Source organism: Streptomyces sp. NPDC047042, from assembly GCF_040644035.1.
Lineage (GTDB): Bacteria > Actinomycetota > Actinomycetes > Streptomycetales > Streptomycetaceae > Streptomyces.
Genome location: NZ_JBEYVP010000007.1, coordinates 1 through 21436, shown reverse-complemented (window position 1 = coordinate 21436; position 21436 = coordinate 1). Strand labels below are relative to the sequence as shown.

The 21436-nt window shown below is 69.4% G+C and carries 15 protein-coding genes and 2 rRNA genes; 7 read left to right on the top strand and 10 right to left on the bottom strand.

Annotation, left to right across the window (positions count from 1 at the left end):
* Positions 1-57: 57 nt before the first annotated feature.
* Positions 58-2883 carry a preprotein translocase subunit SecA gene (secA, locus tag ABZ855_RS09320; RefSeq protein ID WP_360803497.1) on the bottom strand — a complete coding sequence of 942 codons (2826 nt, stop codon included), beginning with the start codon at positions 2881-2883 and terminating at the stop codon, positions 58-60.
* A 244-nt stretch (positions 2884-3127) separates the two neighbouring features.
* Between secA and ABZ855_RS09315 the strand changes: the two genes are divergently transcribed.
* Complete coding sequence (locus tag ABZ855_RS09315; protein ID WP_360803494.1) at positions 3128-3706, top strand: GNAT family N-acetyltransferase; 579 nt, start codon at positions 3128-3130, stop codon at positions 3704-3706.
* A gap of 172 nt (positions 3707-3878) precedes the next feature.
* Positions 3879-5093, top strand: coding sequence for a crosslink repair DNA glycosylase YcaQ family protein (locus ABZ855_RS09310; RefSeq protein ID WP_360803491.1), 1215 nt, complete (start codon positions 3879-3881; stop codon positions 5091-5093).
* A gap of 17 nt (positions 5094-5110) precedes the next feature.
* Here ABZ855_RS09310 and ABZ855_RS09305 read toward each other — a convergent pair whose 3' ends face one another.
* The 7 genes from ABZ855_RS09305 to mtnA form a co-directional block, all read right to left on the bottom strand.
* Positions 5111-5857, bottom strand: a complete 747-nt coding sequence (locus ABZ855_RS09305; RefSeq protein WP_360803488.1) for a response regulator transcription factor — start codon at positions 5855-5857, stop codon at positions 5111-5113.
* A gap of 205 nt (positions 5858-6062) precedes the next feature.
* The gene (gene raiA / locus ABZ855_RS09300) at positions 6063-6791 is read right to left on the bottom strand and encodes a ribosome-associated translation inhibitor RaiA (RefSeq protein ID WP_319213489.1); all 729 of its coding nucleotides are present in this window, start codon (positions 6789-6791) and stop codon (positions 6063-6065) included.
* A 282-nt stretch (positions 6792-7073) separates the two neighbouring features.
* Entirely contained in the window at positions 7074-7916 is an 843-nt protein-coding gene (locus ABZ855_RS09295) for a ComF family protein (protein WP_360803485.1), read from the bottom strand.
* A 199-nt stretch (positions 7917-8115) separates the two neighbouring features.
* Positions 8116-10041, bottom strand: a complete 1926-nt coding sequence (locus tag ABZ855_RS09290; protein ID WP_360803482.1) for an LpqB family beta-propeller domain-containing protein — start codon at positions 10039-10041, stop codon at positions 8116-8118.
* 13 nt (positions 10042-10054) lie between these two features.
* On the bottom strand, positions 10055-12103 hold the full coding sequence (gene mtrB, locus ABZ855_RS09285) for an MtrAB system histidine kinase MtrB (protein WP_360803479.1): 2049 nt from the start codon (positions 12101-12103) through the stop codon (positions 10055-10057).
* A gap of 1 nt (position 12104) precedes the next feature.
* Positions 12105-12794 carry a two-component system response regulator MtrA gene (gene mtrA / locus ABZ855_RS09280; protein WP_189148219.1) on the bottom strand — a complete coding sequence of 230 codons (690 nt, stop codon included), beginning with the start codon at positions 12792-12794 and terminating at the stop codon, positions 12105-12107.
* Between the two features lie 8 nt (positions 12795-12802).
* Complete coding sequence (gene mtnA, locus ABZ855_RS09275; protein WP_360803475.1) at positions 12803-13948, bottom strand: S-methyl-5-thioribose-1-phosphate isomerase; 1146 nt, start codon at positions 13946-13948, stop codon at positions 12803-12805.
* A gap of 137 nt (positions 13949-14085) precedes the next feature.
* Between mtnA and ABZ855_RS09270 the strand changes: the two genes are divergently transcribed.
* Genes ABZ855_RS09270 through ABZ855_RS09250 form a run of 5 tightly spaced genes read left to right on the top strand, consistent with a single transcriptional unit; the run spans position 14086 to position 19741 of the window.
* Entirely contained in the window at positions 14086-15453 is a 1368-nt protein-coding gene (locus ABZ855_RS09270) for a glycerophosphoryl diester phosphodiesterase membrane domain-containing protein (RefSeq protein WP_360803472.1), read from the top strand.
* Between the two features lie 4 nt (positions 15454-15457).
* Positions 15458-16240 (top strand): DUF4129 domain-containing protein, encoded by a 783-nt coding sequence (locus ABZ855_RS09265; RefSeq protein WP_360803469.1) that lies wholly within the window; start codon positions 15458-15460, stop codon positions 16238-16240.
* Positions 16237-17442: a DUF4350 domain-containing protein gene (locus ABZ855_RS09260; protein ID WP_360803466.1), complete on the top strand. Its 1206-nt coding sequence runs from the start codon at positions 16237-16239 to the stop codon at positions 17440-17442. The genes ABZ855_RS09265 and ABZ855_RS09260 overlap by 4 nt, the downstream gene beginning before the upstream one ends.
* Entirely contained in the window at positions 17442-18431 is a 990-nt protein-coding gene (locus tag ABZ855_RS09255) for a MoxR family ATPase (protein WP_360804148.1), read from the top strand. Before ABZ855_RS09260 ends, ABZ855_RS09255 begins: the two co-directional genes overlap by 1 nt.
* The gene (locus ABZ855_RS09250; protein ID WP_360803463.1) at positions 18431-19741 is read left to right on the top strand and encodes a DUF58 domain-containing protein; all 1311 of its coding nucleotides are present in this window, start codon (positions 18431-18433) and stop codon (positions 19739-19741) included. Before ABZ855_RS09255 ends, ABZ855_RS09250 begins: the two co-directional genes overlap by 1 nt.
* Positions 19742-19839: 98 nt before the next feature.
* Here the strand turns inward: ABZ855_RS09250 and rrf are convergent.
* A 5S ribosomal RNA gene (gene rrf, locus ABZ855_RS09245) occupies positions 19840-19956 on the bottom strand.
* 88 nt (positions 19957-20044) lie between these two features.
* Positions 20045-21436, bottom strand: a 23S ribosomal RNA gene (locus ABZ855_RS09240); the annotation flags it as partial.

Sequence of the window (21436 nt, the reverse complement as noted above, 5' to 3'; positions counted from 1 at the left end):
TGCCCGGCCCTTCACACCACGCAGCAACAACTACGTACTATTTCGCACTACTTCGTACTACTTCTTGCGTCGGATCCCACGGCGCTGCTGCTTGCGCCGCTCCGCGCGCGTGAGCCCGTCCGCCTCGGACCGCACCTCGTCGTCGTCACCGACGAGGTCGCCCTCGACGATGCCGCCCTCGCCGTCCACGGTCGGGGCGGAGAAGTGCAGCCGGTCCCGGCGCTGCGGAGCGTCGAGCCCCTTGGCGCGGATCTCGGGCCGGGAACCGGCACTCGCCTGCGCCGGCACCGAGTCCTCGAGGCCCTTGTCGAGCGACGGCTTGGCGTCCGCGACCGGGACCTCCTCGACCTGCTGCTCGACCTGGACCTCCAGGTTGAACAGGTAGCCGACGGACTCCTCCTTGATGCCCTCCATCATGGCGGTGAACATGTCGAAGCCCTCGCGCTGGTACTCGACCAGCGGGTCCTTCTGCGCCATGGCGCGCAGACCGATGCCCTCCTGGAGGTAGTCCATCTCGTAGAGGTGCTCGCGCCACTTGCGGTCCAGGACCGACAGCACGACCCGGCGCTCCAGCTCACGCATGATCTCGGAGCCGAGCTGCTCCTCACGCGACGCGTACTGCTCGTGGATGTCGTCCTTGATGGACTCGGAGATGAACTCGGCGGTCAGCCCGGCGCGGTCGCCGGCCGCCTCCTCCAGCTCGTCGACGGTGACCTTCACCGGGTAGAGCTGCTTGAAGGCGCCCCACAGCCGGTCCAGGTCCCACTCCTCGGCGAAGCCCTCGGCCGTCTCCGCGCTGATGTACGCGTCGATGGTGTCGTCCATGAAGTGCTGGACCTGCTCGTGCAGGTCCTCGCCCTCCAGGACGCGGCGCCGCTCGCCGTAGATGACCTCGCGCTGCCGGTTGAGGACCTCGTCGTACTTGAGGACGTTCTTGCGGGTCTCGAAGTTCTGCGTCTCGACCTGCGACTGGGCGGAGGCGATGGCACGGGTGACCATCTTGTTCTCGATCGGTACGTCGTCCGGGACGTTCGCCATCGACATGACGCGCTCGACCATCTGGGCCTTGAACAGCCGCATGAGGTCGTCGCCGAGGGAGAGGTAGAACCGGGACTCGCCGGGGTCGCCCTGCCGTCCGGAACGACCGCGCAGCTGGTTGTCGATCCGCCGGGACTCGTGCCGCTCGGTACCGAGGACGTACAGCCCGCCGAGGTCCTTGACCTCCTCGAACTCCGCCTTCACGGCCTTCTCGGCCCGCTCCAGGGCGGCCGGCAGGGCCGCGGCCCACTCCTCGATGTGCTCCTCGGGGTCGAGGCCGCGCTGGCGCAGCTCCGCCTCGGCGAGGTCGTCGGGGTTGCCGCCGAGCTTGATGTCCGTACCACGACCGGCCATGTTGGTCGCGACCGTGACGGCGCCCTTGCGGCCGGCCTGGGCGACGATGGTCGCCTCCCGGTCGTGCTGCTTGGCGTTCAGCACCTCGTGCTGGATGCCGCGCTTGGAGAGCTGCTGCGAGAGGTACTCGGACTTCTCGACCGAGGTCGTGCCGACGAGGATCGGCTGACCCTTCTCGTGCTTCTCGGCGATGTCGTCGACGACCGCCTCGAACTTCGCGACCTCGGTGCGGTAGATCAGGTCGGACTGGTCCTTGCGGACCATGTCACGGTTGGTCGGGATCGGGACGACACCGAGCTTGTAGATCTGGTGGAACTCGGCGGCCTCGGTCATGGCCGTACCGGTCATACCGGAGAGCTTGCTGTAGAGGCGGAAGAAGTTCTGGAGGGTGATGGTCGCCAGGGTCTGGTTCTCGTCCTTGATGTCCACCCCTTCCTTCGCCTCGATCGCCTGGTGCATGCCCTCGTTGTAGCGGCGGCCGGCGAGGATACGGCCGGTGTGCTCGTCGACGATCATGACTTCGCCGTCGATGACGACGTAGTCCTTGTCGTTCTTGAAGAGCTCCTTGGCCTTGATGGCGTTGTTCAGGTAGCCCACCAGCGGCGTGTTCACCGACTCGTACAGGTTGTCGATGCCCAGCCAGTCCTCGACCTTGGCGACACCCGACTCGTGGATGGCGACGGTGCGCTTCTTCTCGTCGACGTCGTAGTCGCCGGTCTCCTCGATGCCCTTGAGGGGGTTGCCGGACTCGCCGCGCTTGAGGCGGGTGACCAGCTTCGCGAAGTCGCCGTACCACTTGGTGGCCTGGTCGGCCGGGCCGGAGATGATCAGCGGCGTACGGGCCTCGTCGATGAGGATCGAGTCGACCTCGTCGACCACGGCGAAGTTGTGGCCGCGCTGGACGAGCTCGTCCTGCGACCACGCCATGTTGTCGCGCAGGTAGTCGAAGCCGAACTCGTTGTTCGTGCCGTACGTGATGTCGCAGCCGTACTGCTCGCGCCGCTGGGCCGGCGTCATGTTCGCGAGGATGCAGCCGACGCTCAGCCCCAGGAACTTGTGCACGCGCCCCATGAGCTCGGAGTCGCGCTCGGCCAGGTAGTCGTTGACCGTGATGAGGTGAACGCCGTCTCCGGACAGGGCGTTCAGATACGTCGGCAGGGTGCCGACCAGGGTCTTGCCCTCGCCGGTCTTCATCTCGGCGACATAGCCGAGGTGGAGGGCCGCGCCGCCCATGATCTGCACGTCGTAGTGGCGCTGGCCCAGTACGCGCTTGGCGGCCTCCCGCACGGTGGCGAAGGCCTCGGGCAGCAGGTCGTCCAGGCTCTCACCGTCGGCGTACCGCTGCTTGTACTCATCGGTGAGGGCCCGCAGCTCGGCGTCGGAGAGGTCGACGAAGTCCTCTTCGATGGAGTTGACCTGGTCCGCGATGCGGTGCAGCTTGCGCAGGATTTTGCCTTCGCCTGCACGCATGATCTTTGAGAGGACGGACACGGGGGTTGGTCTCCTTGCCGGTCGGGCCTGGGACGGTCGGTTTTCATTGTCTTAACTGAGCAACGGCCATCGTATGCGAGCCCCCGCCAAGCCGGGAGGTCTGCCGGTGGGACAGCCATAAGGAGAACGGCCGGGAGTCACGGATGGTGCCGGATGCCACCAACGAATTGCACGAATTGTGATCACGAACTCACGCACAGCAAAAGGGATGGCGCCCTGATCGTGCCCCGAGCAGAATCGGCCGATGGACCCCGTCACGCTCACCACGGCCCGCCTCCTCCTGCGCACGGTCGGCCCGCACGACTCGGACGCCGTGTACGCCGCGGCGCAGGACGCCGACATCCAGCGCTGGACGACGATCCCCTCGCCCTACCGCCCCGAGCACGCCCGAGGTTTCACCTCCCAGCTGGTGCCCGACGGCTGGACGGACGGCTCGATGTTCACGTTCGGCGTCTTCCTCCCCGAAGGGGAGGAACTGGTGGGCATGCTCGCACTGACCATGCGTTCCCTGGGCGTGACCGAGGTCGGCTTCTGGGCCGCGAAGGCCCACCGGGGCAACGGCTACATCACGGAGGCCACGATCGCCGCCTCCCGCTGGGCCTTCACCCACCTGTCGGTGGACCGGGTGGAGTGGAGGGCGGAGGTGGGCAACACGGCATCCCGAACAACAGCGGAACGAGCCGGCTTCACCATGGAGGGCACCCTGCGCTCGGCAATCAACAACAAGGGAGTACGCCGAGACTGCTGGGTAGCCTCCCTACTCCCCTCAGACCTGAACCTCCCATCGACGGCCCCATACATCCCCGGAAACGACGGTACTTGAGAGCCCGGCCCGCATTTCCAGCCCGTCCGGCGCTTGAGGACGAGCGCGTTCAGCGCGAAAGGGGGGTCTGGGGGCGCAGCCCCCAGTGATGGGACGGGTAGGGGCGGCGGGGGCGAGAACACCCCCCCACCTCACCCCCCACTGTCAGTCCCACCCCCTATCGTGCGGAAGCATGACGAGCACCCCGCCCCCCACCCACCTCTCCGCCCCCGAAGCCCGCCGAATCGCCCTGCACGCCCAGGGCTTCCTGGGCACCCCCAACCGCAAGGCAGGCGCCCGAGGCATCCTCCGCCACCTGGGCGCGGTCCAGCTCGACACCATCTCCGTACTCGCCCGCTCCCACGAACTCATCCCCTACGCCCGCCTGGGCGCCATACCCCGCAAAAAAATCGAAGACGCGTACTGGAACCCAGCACCACCAACCCCCCACCCCCACTCCAGCCCCCACCCCCACCCCCACGCCTTCGAATACTGGTCCCACGCAGCCTGCATCCTCCCCATCGAGGAATGGCCCCACTTCGCCTTCCGCCGCCGCGCCTACCGCTCCCGCCCCCACTGGAACCACGACCTCCCGTCCGGCGTCTACGAGCAGGTCATCAAGCAGCTCCGCGCACAGGGCCCCCTCACCGCAACCGAGTTGGGCGGCGCCAAACGCACCAGCGAGTGGTGGGACTGGTCCGGCACCAAGGTCGCCGTCGAACGCGCCCTGATGTACGGCGAGGTGGTGTGCGTGGAGCGCCGCGGCTGGAAGCGGGTGTACGACCTCGCCGAGCGCGCCATCCCGGACACGCTGCTGCACGACGACCTCGACGACAGGGAATGCCTGCGCCGCCTGGTCCGCCTCGCCGCCCAGTCCCTGGGCGTCGGAACCCGCGCGGACATCGCCGACTACCACCGCCTCAAGGCCGAGCAGTTCGACGCCGTGATCGCGGACTCGGGCCTGGTCCCCGTCACCGTCGAAGGCTGGGGCAAACCGGCCTGGGCCGACCCGGCAGCCCTGGAGACACCCCCGCGCGGCCGGCACCGCACGACCCTGCTCTCCCCCTTCGACTCCCTGATCTGGGAAAGGGCCCGCACAGAACGGATCTTCGGTTTCACCCACCGCCTGGAGGCCTACGTCCCCAAGCCGAAGCGCGTGTACGGCTACTTCGCGATGCCGGTCCTCGCCGGCGGCCACCTCGTCGGAAGAGTGGACCCCGCCCGGGAAGGCAACACCCTCGTGGCCAAGCAGGTCTCCCTGAACGGCCCGAAGGCGGTCCCGGCGGTGGCCCAGGCCCTGCTGGAGGCGGCAAGCTGGGTCAACTGCACGAACGTACGAGTGGAACGGGTAGACGCCCCGGACCTGCGCGCTCCCCTGACAAGGGAACTGGCCCAGGCGCTCGGATAACTCTGGCGGCGGGAGCCCTACCTGATCTCGAGGATCTTCTCCCGCATCGCGTAAACCACCGCTTCCATCCTGGAGTGCAGCTGCAGCTTCTCCAGGATGTTGCGCACATGGTTCTTCACGGTGTTCTCGGAGATGAACAGCTCTTTCGCGATATCGCGGTTGTTCATCCCGGTGGCGACCAGCTTGAGCACTTCCAGCTCGCGATCCGTGAGCCGGGGTGCGGGCACCAGCCGCCGCTCGTCCGTCCGCTGGATCATCGACTTGAATTCGGTGAGCAGTTTCGACGCCATGGAGGGGCTGATCTGCGACTGCCCGTCGGCCACGGCGCGAATGGCCGTGGCCACCTCGTCGGTGGAGATCTCCTTGAGGAGGTAACCGGTCGCGCCCGCCTTGATCGCCTCGTAGAGATCCGCTTCCTCGTCGCTGATCGTCAGCATGATGATCTTGGCGCTGGGCGCGACCTCCTTGATGGAGGTGCACGCCTCGATCCCCCCGCGCTTCGGCATCCGTACGTCCATCAGGACGATGTCGGGCAGCAGGTCGGCAGCTTTGTCGACGGCCTCGGCACCGTCCCCGGCCTCGCCGACGACCTGGATGTCCTCCTCGGCCGCGAGCACGATCTCCAGTCCACGGCGGAAGAGCGCATGGTCGTCCACGACAAGGACTCTGATCGGCTCCTTGCGCGAGGTGTCCGCGTCCGGGCCCGGCTCGGTCACGCCGTCGTGGGCATGCCCGACCTGCATCGGTCCGAAGCTGTCCGCCATCGTTCCTCCCCCTGAAGGCTGTGGCCTGTGGTCCTGTGCCATCGCCAACCCAAGGCAACGGCCCACCGGTTGAGCCGTTGCGGCCATGATTCCATGCCCGGGCCACGCTGCGGTGACAGTGCGGACCGCTGAGGGGTCGCACACGGGTGCCCCTGGGGGCGCACGCGCGCTCCAGGGGCACCCGCTCGGCTGTCACCGGGGGCGGTCAGCCTCCCAGCGTGCCACCCGCCGCGGGGGAGTGCGCCTGGTTGGCGACCATCGGGTCCGTGTTGAGGTGGATCACGCCGTAGTCGTAGGCGTGCCGTCGGTAGACGACACTCGGTTCCTTGGTCTCGGAGTCGACGAACAGGTAGAAGTCGTGCCCGACCAGTTCCATCTCGTAGAGGGCCTGGTCAAGCGTCATCGGGGAGGCGACGTGGGTCTTCTCGCGGACGATGAGGGGGCCTTCGCCCTTCACTTCCAGCGAGCCGATCCTCTTGACTGGCACGCCGTCCGCGTCTTCCTCGTGGACGGGGTGTCCATTGCCGTTCAGCGTTGCCGCGTCCGGGACGTGGTCGGCGACCTCGGCGGCTGTCAGCCGGCCGGCGCCTCGGCGGGTGTAACGCTTGTCGTGCTGCTTGCGCAGCCGGGCCTCGAGCTTGTCGGCCGCGAGGTCGAGTGCCGCGTACGGGTCGCTTGCCGCTGCTTCCGCCCGGATCACCGGACCGCGGGAGTGAAGCGTGATCTCCACTCGGTCTGAGCGGTCGGCCTGCCGGGGGTTGGGCTCCTTGGACACCTCGACGTCGAGGCTGATCACTTTGCCGTCGAGCTTCTGGATTCTGTCCAGCTTCAGCTTCTCGGCCACGTGCTTCCGGAACCGCTCGGGCACCTCGGTCTTGCGTCCCTTGACGACGATGTCCACGCAGAACTCCGTTCCCGGATCGCCCCGCTTCAGTGGCGGAGCGTCTCCCTTTTGCACCAGGCTCCGGCGTACCCCGGAACCTCGGACTCGGTGACTTCCACCTCCTCCTCCCCCATGGGCAAGATCCCCACTCCGTCGGCCGGGGTGATTAACGAAAACCCGCAGCACGGCATTCGGTTTTGCGAGGTGTGGCCTGCGGCTTTCCCTCACAACCGAACATATCTCGCCCGGACGTATGTCGTCACCCTCTACTGCCGCGTACCTCCGTTCCAGTGAATTGACCCTCTCACTACCTGCAACGATGCAAGTTAGGTGTCAGTTCCAGTTTATTTCGAAGGAATCAGGCGCCGCCGCGACCACAGCAGCGCAGATCATGCCTCCGAAGGCGGCTCCCGTACCTCGCTGCCCTCTGACTTCCCGCCCCACGTCCGCGTACACGGCGTTTCCCACTCTTCTCACGTCTCCCACCTCTCCCTCCCATTCCCTCCTTCCCGCCGCCGCCTCCCCGCCCCCGACCGCCTCCCGTACGGCACGCGCGGCCTCGGCGAGCGAGGCTCCGGTCGTCATGAGATCGTCGACCAGGACGATCGCGCCGGCCCCGGCCAGCAGCCGTCCGCCCCCGGGGGCGACGCTCAGCGCGCCCGCGAGATTGTCCAGCCGCTGCCGGGAGTTGAGGCCCGCCTGGTCGGCCACACCACGCCGCTGCCGCAGCACCGCCAGCACCCGCGCCGGCGTACCGGACGCGCGCAGGTCGCCCGCCGCGGCGAGCGCGATCCGCCGAGCGGGATCATGCCCTCGAGCCCGTACGGCCCGCCGTGCGGACGGCACGGGAACGAGCAGCACGCCCCGGCGACCGGGCGGCGGCTCGTCGAGCCCTGCCCGCACAGCTCCCGCCAGCGCCGTCCCGAGCGGCCCCGCGAGTGCCAGCGCACCCCTTTCCTTGTGCGCGAGGAGCACCGCGCGCACCTCGTCCGCGTACCGGGTCGCCGCGTGCACCACCGGCAGCCCGAGCGGTTCGGGCACCGGTCGCACCCGGCTCGGTACGGCCCCGGTGAGGGCGGCACGGCACGCCGGGCAGAGCACCGTGCGAGGCGTCCCACAGCCTCCGCACTCGGCCGGCAGCACCAGGTCACCGAGGTCCTGCCACCACCCCCGCATGCGGACCACTCTGCCAACACCGAGGCGACTCGGCCACCCCTGTGGATAACCCCCTGTGGACAACGCCCCCGGCCAACTCCACGCCCCGGCGGGCACCCCCGGACACGCCACCGGCAGCACCCGGAAACGCCGACGGCCCGCCGGAGTTCCGACGGGCCGCCAACACACACCGGGTCGGATCACCGCCCGGCGAGGCCACTCACCCCGGATAGACCGGAGCCGACCCGCCCTCGACCAGCTTCTGCCACTTGGCACCGGACAGCAGCCGCACGATGCCGTCCTCCTCCGAGTACGCCACCAGCGGCATCCTCTCGTCCTCGGACGCGGCGATGCCCTTCACGCCGGTCAGCGCGGCAGGCGCCGACCCCACCGGCGTCGAGCCGTCGACCTGCACATAGCCCATCTGCTGCACGCCGCCCTGCTCACGCCCCACCACCACGAGCCGGCTGTCCCCGGCCCACGACATGGCGGTGACCTCCTCCAACTGCGGTGTCACGGAATCCAGTTCGAGGACCGACACGACCGACCGCTCACCGGCCTTCTGCCCCGCCGCCCGACCCGGTTCCGCCGGCAACTTCCCCTTCGGCGCCCCGTCCGACGCCGACGCCGACGCCGCCCGCTCGTCCCGCTCGATCCGCCCGACGTACAGGGACCGCTGGCCGCCCTTCTCCACGATGAGCGCGATCCGGACCCCGTCGGCGGCCACCCGTACCGCTTCGATACGCCCGTCGAGCCCCGGCGTCCTGACCTCCAGCGGCTCACCGGCGCCCTTGGCCAGGAGCAGCAGCCGGGGCTTCTTGGGATCGCGGTCGGCCACCCACAGGTCGCCGTCGCCGTCCCAGCTGGGCGTGGTCAGCCGGTCGACCTTGGTGGCCCCCTGGCTGGTCAGCACGGGCTCCCCGAGCGATCCGCCCGACACCAGCGACCCGACGTACAGCATGCTCCCGTCCAGCGAGACCCCGGCCGCGGTCTCCTCGTCGCGCGAGACCGCCGCCGATCGCAACTGCTTGACGCCCTCGCCGAGCGCGCCCGGCACCGGGGTGACGTCGGCGGCGGGACTGTCATTGCCGGACACGCGTACGAGACGGTGCTTGGCGTCGATGAAGTACTGGAACTCGGGCCGTTGCACCACACCGCGCGCGGCGACGGTCTCGGCCCCGTTCTTGTCGAGGACGCACAGCTGGGAGCCGTTGGCGCGCTGCAGGGCGACCTCGTCGACACCCGTGGGCGTCAGGTCCTGCAGGGTGTAGAGGAGCTGGGCGGCCATCTCGGTGCACTTGGCCGACCCGACCCGGTTCGCCTTGTCGTTGAGCGGCACCGTCAGCCGGTTCTGGTCGTCGGGTGCCAGCGAGGTGACGCCCTTCTTCAGCGCCGTGCCGGTCGGGAAACTCGACCTGACGACCGGTCCCAGCCAGCGCGAGGGGCCCTCGATCAGCGAACTCACCGTCTGCGTCATCGGGTCGACCTTCTTGCGGACGTAGACCGGATCGGCGACCGACACGAGTTGCGCGTCCACCTGCGACGGCGTGTTCGAAGCGAAGTAGTACTTGTTGACGGACGTGTAGTTGCGCAGGAAGTCCGACTTGCCCATGACGACGCCCTGCGGCAGATCGTCGATCCGCCACTGCCCGCTCTTCTTCTCCCGCGTCAGATGCAGCGTCGCCCGGTACTGCCCGTCGGCCGGTTCGTACGACTGCTGGGAGTCGAGCGTGGCGAACCTGCCGCCGGTCAGTGTGGACGCGTAGTCGTCGGTGTCGTCGCGGCCGCCCGCGTGGACGGCGTCGGCGGTGGGCCCGCCGTCCAGGACCGTGGTCGACGCGTCGGGGCGCCAGCTCTTCGCGGCCTGCGCCGTCAGGTACTTGCGCGCCGTCTCGTAGTGCGGATCGTCGCTGGTCAGCGCCTCCAGGAAGCCCTGGACGATCTGCCCGGGCGGGGCGTTCTCGTGGGGCGGCAGGGCGAAGACCCGTACCTGCGCGTCCTGCCGGGGCGTGGACTCGACTCCGCGCAGATCCCCGCTGTCGGGCATCGAGGCGCATCCGGCCAGCAGTACGGCGCCACAGGCTGCGTACACCACCGCGCGAACCGTTTCCCGCCGCCGACCGTCCCGCTCGCGGTCAGGGCCCACGACATGCCTCCCCTTACTCATCCACACGCTCGGTCCCGGCGTCCGAGGACGCTCTGTCCGAGGACTGCGACTCCGTACCGGCCACACCGTCGCGGCGCGCCCCGCCGCCCGTGCGCGGCACCACACGGGCGCCGCTGCCGGGCAGCGCCGTCGGATCGGCCGACGGGGCCACGGCGGCGAGCCGCGGCGCTATCGGCCGCTGTTCGACGGCCGCCGTCCCCACCGGGACCGTGGCGAGCTTGTCACCGCCGCCGTAGGGCAGACCGGCGTCGCCGAGCTCCCGATGGCGCCGTGAGTCCTTGGGCTCCAGCGGTATCGGTGAACCCCGCAGGGGCTCGTCGGCGGTGCGCGGCAGCGTCAGCCGGAACTGCGAACCACCGCCCGGCTCGCCCCACGCCTGCAGCCAGCCGCCGTGCAGCCGGGCGTCCTCCAGCGCGATGGACAGGCCGAGGCCCGTACCGCCGGTGGTACGCGCGCGTGCCGGGTCGGCCCGCCAGAAGCGGCTGAAGACCCGGGTCGCCTCACCGGGCTTCAGCCCGACCCCGTAGTCCCGCACGGCCACCGCGACAGCGCCGCCCGCGGCGGCCAGCTTCACGACGACGTCCTTGCCCTCGCCGTGCTCCACGGCGTTGACGACGAGGTTGCGCAGCACCCGCTCCACGCGGCGCGCGTCGGCCTCCGCCACGACGGGCTGCTGGTCGCCCACCACCCGTACGGTCGTCCCCTTGCGCTCGGCCAGCGGCTCGGCACCGCTCACCACCCGCCGTACGACCTGCCTGAGGTCTATCGGCTCGGCCTCCAGCGCCGCCGCGCCCGCGTCGAACCGGCTGATCTCCAGCAGGTCCGCGAGGAGCGTCTCGAAGCGGTCCAGCTGATCGGCGAGCAGTTCGGCCGACCGGGCGGTCACCGGATCGAAGTCCACGCGCGCGTCATGGATGACATCGGCGGCCATCCGTACGGTCGTCAGCGGCGTCCGCAGTTCGTGCGACACGTCGGACACGAACCGGCGCTGCATCCGCGACAGCTCCTCCAGCTGCTGGATCTTCAGCTGCAGATTCTGCGCCATCTTGTTGAAGGCCTCGCCGAGCCGCGCGATGTCGTCCTCACCGGTGACCTTCATCCGTTCCTGCAGCCGCCCGGCGGACAGCCGTTCGGCGATCCCCGCCGCCATCCGCACCGGCGTGACGACCTGCCGCACCACGAGCCAGGCGATGGCCCCCAGAAGGACGACGACGAACAGCCCGGCCGTCGCCAGCGTCCCCTTGACCAGGCTCAGCGACTTCTCCTCCTGCGTCAGCGGGAAGAGGTAGTACAGCTGGTACGGGTCGCCGTTCGGGTCGTCGACCTGCTTGCCGATGATCAGCGCAGGCTGCGACGCGCTGCCGTTGGTGTAGGTGATACGGGTGTAGCTCTGGGCCATCAGCGGGCTGCTGTCGGCCCGCGCGCGCAGCGCCTCGGGCACGCTCGCCGTCGGGTCCACCCCGCCGGAGGCACGCGGCCCGCGACCGCTGCCGCTGTCGTCGCCCGCCGGACCGACCGGGAGCGTCACGACGTCGAAGGCGCCCTGGCCGCCGCTGGAGAGGGACTCCACCAGGTCGCTCATCCACTGGATGGGGCTCTGCGCGGGGCGGCCTCCCGTACCGGAACCGTCGTCCCCGCCGGCGCTGGCCGCCGCGTCCGCCCGCAGCTTGGCCGCCGTGAACCCACCCGCGGCCTGGCTCTGCGAGGCCTTCACCTTGGCGTCCAGAAGCCCGTTGCGCACCTGCCCGATGACCACGAAGCCGAGCAGCAGCACGACTCCGAGCGACATCAGCAGCGTCGTGACGACGACCTTGAGCTGGATGTTGCGCCGCCACAACCGCATGACGGGCAGCAGCGGCCGCCGCACCCAGCGCATGAACAGCCGAAGGACCGGGCTGCCCTGGACACCGCCCTGAAGCAGCCCGCCCTCGAAGAACTGCCGCCAGCCGGAGCCGGCCCTGCTCACCTTCTGCCGCCCGACAGGCCGCCCCGCACGGCCCCCGGAACGCCCGGGGGGCGAAGCGGCACTGTCCCCGGACATGTCAGCTCGGTCCTGCCTTGTACCCGACGCCACGGACGGTCACCACGATCTCCGGCCGCTCCGGGTCCTTCTCGACCTTGGAACGCAGCCGCTGCACATGGACGTTGACCAGCCGGGTGTCCGCCGCGTGGCGGTACCCCCAGACCTGCTCGAGAAGCACTTCACGCGTGAACACCTGCCACGGCTTGCGCGCGAGCGCCACCAGCAGATCGAACTCCAGAGGCGTCAGCGCGATCGACTGCCCGTCCCGCTTCACGGAGTGACCGGCGACATCGATCAGCAGGTCGCCTATGGCCAGCTGCTCCGGCGCAGGCTCCTCCGACCGCCGCAGCCGCGCCCGGATCCGGGCGACCAGCTCCTTCGGCTTGAACGGCTTCACGATGTAGTCATCGGCACCCGACTCCAGGCCCACCACGACATCGACGGTGTCGCTCTTGGCCGTGAGCATCACGATCGGCACCCCGGACTCCGCCCTGATCAGGCGGCACACCTCGATACCGTCCCGGCCGGGAAGCATCAGGTCCAGGAGCACCAGATCGGGCTTGGACTCACGGAAAGCGGCCAGCGCCTTGTCGCCGTCAGCTACGAAAGACGGCTCAAAACCTTCACCACGCAACACAATGCCGAGCATCTCGGCCAGTGCGGTGTCGTCATCGACGACAAGGACTCGTCCCTTCATAAACGACATCATCCCATTAACTAAATCGTTACCTGTCGTGACCTGTCACACAGCTCTGCCAGCGCCTCAGCCGTCACGGGCGAAACAACACCCGCTTCGGTGACGATCGCCGTCACCAACTCGGGAGGCGTCACATCGAACGCCGGGTTGTACGCCTGGGTCCCCAGGGGTGCCACCGGTATCCCGCCTCCCGCTTCCACTCCCGCCACCGGCACCTGCGGCGCCGCGATCTCCGTCACCTCGTGCCCGGCACGCTGTTCCACCTCGATGGACGCCCCGTCGGGGGTGTCCGGATCCACCGTCGTCACCGGCGCCACCACGATGAACGGCACGTGGTGGTACCGGGCCAGCACGGCGAGCGGATAGCTCCCCACCTTGTTCGCCACCGAACCGTCGGCCGCGATCCGATCGGCCCCGATCAGCACCGCGTCCACCTGACCCGCGGCGAACAAGGAACCCGCGGCGTTGTCCGTGAGCAAGGTGTACGCCATTCCGCTGCGCGCCGCCTCATACGCCGTCAGGCGAGCACCTTGCAGCAACGGACGCGTTTCGTCCACCCAGAGCCTGCGCAGCCGCCCTGCCCGATGCGCTGCCAGCGCCACCGCGAACGCCGTCCCCTCACCACCCGACACCAGCGAACCGGTGTTGCAGTGCGTGAGCAGCCGGTGCCCGCCGCCGGGCAGCAACTCGTCCAGCAGCGCCAGCCCGTGCACCGCCATCCGCGCACTGGCCTCGGCGTCCTCCCGGTGCAGCGCCCGCGCGGCGTCCAGCGCGGCCCCGGCCGCCTGCTCCCGGTCACCGCCCCCGGCAAGCTCGGCCCGGTACGCGCCCAGAGCCCTGCGGACCCCGACAGCGAGGTTCACCGCGGTGGGCCTGGCCTGCGCCAACGCCTCGGCCGCCTCGTCCACGTCGAAGCCGCGCACGGCGGCGAGCGCGACCCCGTACGCCCCCGCGATTCCGAGCAGCGGCGCCCCGCGCACGGCCAGCGAACGGATCGCCGCCACCAGCGCGGGCGCGTCCGTACAGACCAGCTCGACCTCCTCGGCCGGCAGTCTCGTCTGGTCGAGAAGCACCAGCACAGGACCCTCGGGAGGTTCCTCCCAGCGGATCGCCGGTATCCCGGTGGGCCGGTTGTCCTCGCGGATTTGCGCGTACTGATCAGCCATCCACCCAGTCTGCCCCCTCCGCGTCGCACTATTGAAGGAGCCAAGCCCCTACGGGGGCCGATCCCCCGCAACTCTCCCCATGGCACGATGGCTGCCAACCTGCCGCGAACGCGGACGGGCACCGTGAAGGAGCGACGATGAACGACACTCCGGGCTGGGCCTCGCCCGGATCTGCCCCCTCCGAAGGGCAGCAGCCCGACGCGTCCGCCCCCGCAGACCGCCCTGATCCCACGAAGCCCGCGGAATCCGCGAACCAGCCACGCCCCGACGCCCCCGCCTCCGGCCCGAACTGGTCCAAGGAGCAGCCGCCGCCCGCCCAGTGGTCCGCCCCCACCGGCCCCCAGGGCCCCGGCCCCGGTCAGGCACCACCACCGCCCCCGGGCCCCGGCTGGGGCGGCACACCCCCCGGCGCCCCCGGAGGGTACGGCGGCCCCGCAGGCCCGGGAGGCTACGGCGGATACGGCCCGCCCGGCGGCTACCCCGGCTGGGGAGGCAACTGGGGCGGCCCCCCGCCCGCGGCCAAGCCCGGCGTGATCCCGCTGCGCCCCCTCGGCGTCGGCGAGATCCTCGACGGCGCCGTCTCCACCATGCGCGCCCACTGGCGCACCGTGCTGGGCATCTCCCTCACCGTCGCGGTCGTCACGGAGATCGTCGCGGTCCTCCTCCAGGGCTTCTTCCTGGACGACACCACGAGCGTCGACTCCCTCAACGACCCGAGCGCGAGCCTCGACGAACTGAGCCGCGCCATGGGCGACGCCCTGCTCAGCTCCGGTGCCCTCTTCGTGATCTCCGTGATCGGCACCGTCATCGCGACGGCACTGCTCACCACCGTGACCAGCCGCGCCGTACTCGGCAAATCCGTCACCCTCGGCGAGGCCTGGCGGGACGCCCGCCCGCAGATCCCGAAGCTCTTCGGCCTCATCTTCCTGCTGATGCTCACCGTCATAGCGGTCATCGCCGTAGGCACCGCCCCCGGCCTCCTCGTGGCCTTCTCGGCCTCGAAGGGCGGCGGCGCCGCCCTCGCCGTCTTCGGTGGCTTCTGCGCATCCCTCGTCGCGCTGTGGCTGATGATCCGCTTCTCCCTCGCCTCGCCGGCCCTGATGCTGGAGAAGCAGAGCATCACGAAGTCGATCGGCCGATCCGCGAAACTCGTCCGCGGCTCCTGGTGGCGCGTCCTCGGCATCCAACTCCTCGCCGGGATCATCGCGATGATCGTCTCGTCCCTCGTCGTCCTCCCGTTCACGTTCATCGCCGCGGCCCTCACCGGGGACGGCGTCAGCGACTTCCTCAACGGCACGGGCGGCTACGGCTGGACCTTCCTGATCGTCAGCGGCATCGGCTCGGTGATCGGCTCCACGCTCACCCTCCCCATCACCGCGGGCGTGACCGTGCTCCTCTACATCGACCAGCGCATCCGCCGCGAGGCCCTCGACCTCGACCTGGCTCGCGCCGCAGGCGTCCAGGACACCGGCTCCGGCGCGCCGGGCGCCACCCCGGGGAGCTGATGCGGTGAGCCCGACGGGGGGATTCCTCACCGCGGTGCCGGCCCTGCCGCACACCGCCGAAGCAGCCGTACGAGCCCTGCTGCGGGCCGGCGACACCGCCGTACTGGCGTTGTCCGCCGACGACCCGCCGCTGACGATCCCGCGTGATCCCGCGCGGGAGGCGGCCCGGCGCGAGCTGTCCAAGCGCATGTACCACGAGAACGACCCCGGCCTGCTCCAACGGGCCATGGACGCCTTCTGGGACTGGCTCGGCCGGCTCTTCACCGCGACCTCCACCGCGACCCCCGGAGGAACCGTCGGGCTGGTGGTGATCCTCCTCGCCGTCGCCGCCGTGATCGGCGCCCTGTGGTGGCGCCTGGGCAGCCCCCGCCCCGGCCCCACCTCCTCCGCCGTGCTCTTCGACGACCGCCCCCGCAGCGCCGCCGAACACCGCGCCGCCGCCGAGGCACACGCCGCCCAGGGCCACTGGAACCAGGCCGTCCAGGAACGCATGCGCGCCGTCGTCCGCGCCCTGGAGGAACGCGCCCTGCTCGACATCCGGCCCGGCCGCACCGCCGACGAGGCAGCGGCGGAAGCCGGCCGCGCCCTCCCGGCCCACACCGACCGCCTCCGCACCGCCGCCCGCGACTTCGACGACGTGACATACGGCGGACGCAGCGCCTCCCCCCAGATGTACCGCCGGCTCACAGAACTCGACAGCGACCTCGAACGCGCGAAACCGGCCCTCGCGACCAGCAGCAGCACCCCCAGCAAGGCCCCCAACGCCCACCAGGGAGCCCCCGAATGAGCACCGAGGCCACGCTGCTCCCCGCCTCCACCTCGGCCTCGCCCACCGCCCGCCAGGTCTGGACCCGCACGCGAGGCGTCATCCTCGCCGTCGTCCTCCTCCTGGTGGCCGCCGTCACCATCGCGGTGATCAACTCCGGCGCCGAGCGCGGCGGCCTCGACCCGCGTTCCGCCGACCCCCACGGCAGCCGCGCCGTCGCCACCCTGCTCGCCGACCGGGGCGTGTCCACGCGCGTGGTCACCACCCTCGCCCAGGCGACCGCCGCAGCCGACGCCGACACCACCCTCCTGATCGCCGTCCCCGACCTGCTGACCGACCCCCAACAGCGGCGACTGCACACGGCGACGGCGAACTCCGGCGGACGCACCGTCCTGATCGCCCCCGACAGCCCCTCCGTCGGAACACTCGCCCCCGGCGTCACCGCCGACCTCGCGATCAGCCTCGACTCGAAGCTCTCCCCCGACTGCGACCTGCCCGCCGCCCGCCGCGCGGGCAACGCGGACACCGGAGGCTTCCGCTACGACACGACCGCCCCCGGCGCCGACGCCTGCTACCCGAGCGACGGCCTGCCCACCCTCGTACGCCTCCCCGCGGCCGACGGAAACGGCGACACCGTCGTGCTCGGCGCCCCCGACATCCTCTACAACGACCGTCTCGACGAGCACGGCAACGCCTCGCTCGCCCTGCAACTGCTCGGTTCCCGCCCCCACCTGGTCTGGTACCTCCCCTCGCTCTCCGACGACTCGCTCACCGACTCGGGCCAACGCGACTTCCTCGACCTGCTCCCCTCGGGCTGGCTCTGGGGCACCCTGCAACTCTTCTTCGCCGCAGCCCTCGCCGCCCTCTGGCGGGCACGCCGACTCGGCCCCCTCGTACCCGAACGTCTCCCCGTGGCGATCCGCGCCTCCGAAACCGTCGAAGGCCGCGCCCGCCTCTACCGCAAGACCAACGCCCGCGACCGCGCGGCAGCCGCTCTTCGCTCCACCACCCGCACCCGCCTCGCCCCCCTCGTAGGCGTCCCCGCGACCCAGGCGCACGCACCCGAGTCCCTGCTCCCCGCCCTGTCCGCCCAGCTCCAGAACCCCAGCGACGGACAGGCCCTGCACACCCTCCTCTTCGGCCCGCCGCCCAGCGACGACGCCGCCCTCATCTCCCTCGCCGACCAGCTCGACGCCCTCGAAAGAGAGGTACGCCGTCCATGATGGACCCGACCACTGACAACGCCGGGATCACCGGGGATCCGGGCGCCGCCCGGGCCTCCCTGGAAGCCCTGCGCGCCGAGATCGCGAAAGCCGTGGTCGGCCAGGACCCCGCCGTGACCGGCCTCGTCGTCGCCCTCCTCTGCCGCGGACACGTCCTCCTCGAAGGAGTCCCCGGAGTAGCCAAGACGCTGCTCGTACGGGCACTCGCCTCCGCACTCGAACTCGACACCAAGCGCGTCCAGTTCACCCCGGACCTGATGCCCAGCGACATCACCGGCTCCCTCGTCTACGACACGCGCACGGCGGAGTTCTCCTTCCAGCCGGGCCCGGTCTTCACCAACCTCCTCCTCGCGGACGAGATCAACCGCACGCCCCCGAAGACCCAGTCGTCCCTCCTGGAAGCCATGGAGGAACGCCAGGTCACAGTCGACGGCACCCCGCGCCCCCTCCCCGACCCCTTCCTGGTCGCGGCGACCCAGAACCCGGTCGAGTACGAGGGCACGTACCCCCTCCCCGAGGCCCAGCTGGACCGTTTCCTCCTCAAGCTCACGATCCCCCTCCCCACCCGCCAGGACGAGATCGACGTCCTGACCCGCCACGCCGAGGGCTTCAACCCGCGCGACCTGCGCGCCGCCGGCATACGCCCCGTGGCCGGCCCGGCAGACCTGGAAGCGGCCCGCGCCGCCGTCGCCAAGACGACGGTCTCCCCCGAGATCACCGCCTACGTGGTGGACATCTGCCGCGCCACCCGCGAATCCCCGTCCTTCACCCTGGGCGTCTCCCCCCGAGGCGCCACAGCCCTCCTGGCGACGTCCAGGGCCTGGGCCTGGCTGACAGGCCGCGACTACGTCATCCCCGACGACGTCAAGGCACTCGCCCTGCCCACCCTCCGCCACCGCGTGCAACTCCGCCCGGAGGCCGAGATGGAGGGCGTGACGGCCGACTCGGTCATCAACGCCATCCTCGCCCACGTCCCCGTCCCCCGCTGATGCCCCTCACCGGCCGCGCCGCCCTCTTGGCGGCCCTGGGCTCGCTCCCCATCGGCCTCCTCGAGCCCAGCTGGACGGGTCTCCTCGCCGTCAACGGCCCCCTGGCGATCGCCTGCGCCTGCGACTACGCCCTGGCAGCCCCCGTTCGCCGCCTCGGCCTCACCCGCTCCGGCGACACATCCGCACGCCTGGGCGAATCAGCGGACGTCACGCTCACCGTCACCAACCCGTCCGGCCGCCTGCTCCGCGCACGCCTCCGCGACGCCTGGCCCCCCAGCAGCTGGGAGTCCGGCACCGAGATCGAGGCCTCCCGCCACCGATTGACGGTCCCGGCCGGCGAACGCCGCCGCGCCACCACCCGCCTACGCCCCACCCGCAGAGGCGACCGCCAGGCCGACCGCGTAACAGTCCGCTCGTACGGCCCACTGGGCCTCTTCGCCCGCCAGGGCAGCCACAACGTCCCCTGGACGGTACGCGTGCTGCCCCCGTTCACCAGCCGCAAGCACCTTCCCTCGAAACTCGCCCGCCTGCGCGAACTCGACGGCCGCACCAGCGTCCTGACCCGCGGCGAAGGCACGGAATTCGACAGCCTGCGCGAGTACGTCCCCGGTGACGACACCCGTTCCATCGACTGGCGTGCCACCGCCCGCCAGTCCACGGTCGCGGTACGCACCTGGCGTCCCGAACGCGACCGTCACATCCTCCTGGTCCTCGACACCGGCCGTACGTCGGCGGGCCGCGTGGGCGACGTCCCCCGCCTGGACGCCTCCATGGACGCGGCCCTCCTCCTGGCAGCCCTGGCCTCCCGAGCCGGCGACCGCGTGGACCTCCTCGCGTACGACCGCCGAGTACGGGCCCTGGTCCAGGGCCGCGCCGCAGCCGACGTCCTCCCCTCCCTGGTCAACGCGATGGCCACCCTGGAGCCCGAACTCATCGAAACGGACGCCCGCAGCCTCGCGGCCACCACTCTCCGCACGGCCCCCCGACGCTCCCTGATCGTCCTCCTGACGAGCCTCGACACGGCTCCCATCGAAGAGGGCCTCCTCCCGGTCCTCCCGCAACTGACCCAACGCCACACAGTCCTCGTCGCCTCGGTGGCCGACCCGCACATCGCAAAAATGGCAGCGTCCCGAGGAAACACAGAAGCGGTGTACGAGGCCGCAGCTGCCGCCCAGGCACAGACGGAACGTCAGCGAACCGCCGAACAACTCCGCCGCCATGGCGTCACGATTGTCGACGCCACCCCGAATGACCTGGCACCGGCACTGGCGGACGCATATCTGGCCCTGAAAGCAGCAGGCCGCCTCTGAATGGTGCCTCTCTCAAGGGAGGCACCATTATCCAAACTCCCCTGAAACACAGAAAAGCCCCGTACCGGTAACCCGGTGCGGGGCTTTTCCCAATATTTGTTCGGCGGTGTCCTACTCTCCCACAGGGTCCCCCCTGCAGTACCATCGGCGCTGTGAGGCTTAGCTTCCGGGTTCGGAATGTAACCGGGCGTTTCCCTCACGCTATGACCACCGAAACACTATGAAACACTTCAACCGCACCACGCTCTGTGAAACGTGGGGTTGTTCGTGGTTTCAGAACCAACACAGTGGACGCGAGCAACTGAGGACAAGCCCTCGGCCTATTAGTACCAGTCACCTCCACCCGTTACCGGGCTTCCAGATCTGGCCTATCAACCCAGTCGTCTACTGGGAGCCTTACCCTCTCAAGGAGGTGGGAACACTCATCTCGAAGCAGGCTTCCCGCTTAGATGCTTTCAGCGGTTATCCCTCCCGAACGTAGCCAACCAGCCATGCCCTTGGCAGAACAACTGGCACACCAGAGGTTCGTCCGTCCCGGTCCTCTCGTACTAGGGACAGCCCTTCTCAATGTTCCTGCGCGCGCAGCGGATAGGGACCGAACTGTCTCACGACGTTCTAAACCCAGCTCGCGTACCGCTTTAATGGGCGAACAGCCCAACCCTTGGGACCGACTCCAGCCCCAGGATGCGACGAGCCGACATCGAGGTGCCAAACCATCCCGTCGATATGGACTCTTGGGGAAGATCAGCCTGTTATCCCCGGGGTACCTTTTATCCGTTGAGCGACGGCGCTTCCACAAGCCACCGCCGGATCACTAGTCCCGACTTTCGTCCCTGCTCGACCCGTCGGTCTCACAGTCAAGCTCCCTTGTGCACTTACACTCAACACCTGATTGCCAACCAGGCTGAGGGAACCTTTGGGCGCCTCCGTTACTCTTTAGGAGGCAACCGCCCCAGTTAAACTACCCATCAGACACTGTCCCTGATCCGGATCACGGACCCAGGTTAGACATCCAGCACGACCAGACTGGTATTTCAACGACGACTCCACAAGCACTGGCGTGCCCGCTTCACAGTCTCCCAGCTATCCTACACAAGCCGAACCGAACACCAATATCAAACTGTAGTAAAGGTCCCGGGGTCTTTCCGTCCTGCTGCGCGAAACGAGCATCTTTACTCGTAGTGCAATTTCACCGGGCCTATGGTTGAGACAGTCGAGAAGTCGTTACGCCATTCGTGCAGGTCGGAACTTACCCGACAAGGAATTTCGCTACCTTAGGATGGTTATAGTTACCACCGCCGTTTACTGGCGCTTAAGTTCTCAGCTTCGCCACACCGAAATGTGACTAACCGGTCCCCTTAACGTTCCAGCACCGGGCAGGCGTCAGTCCGTATACATCGCCTTACGGCTTCGCACGGACCTGTGTTTTTAGTAAACAGTCGCTTCTCGCTGGTCTCTGCGGCCACCCCCAGCTCGGAGAGCAAGTCTCCTCACCAAGCGTGGCCCCCCTTCTCCCGAAGTTACGGGGGCATTTTGCCGAGTTCCTTAACCATAGTTCACCCGAACGCCTCGGTATTCTCTACCTGACCACCTGAGTCGGTTTAGGGTACGGGCCGCCATGAAACTCGCTAGAGGCTTTTCTCGACAGCATAGGATCATCCACTTCACCACAATCGGCTCGGCATCAGGTCTCAG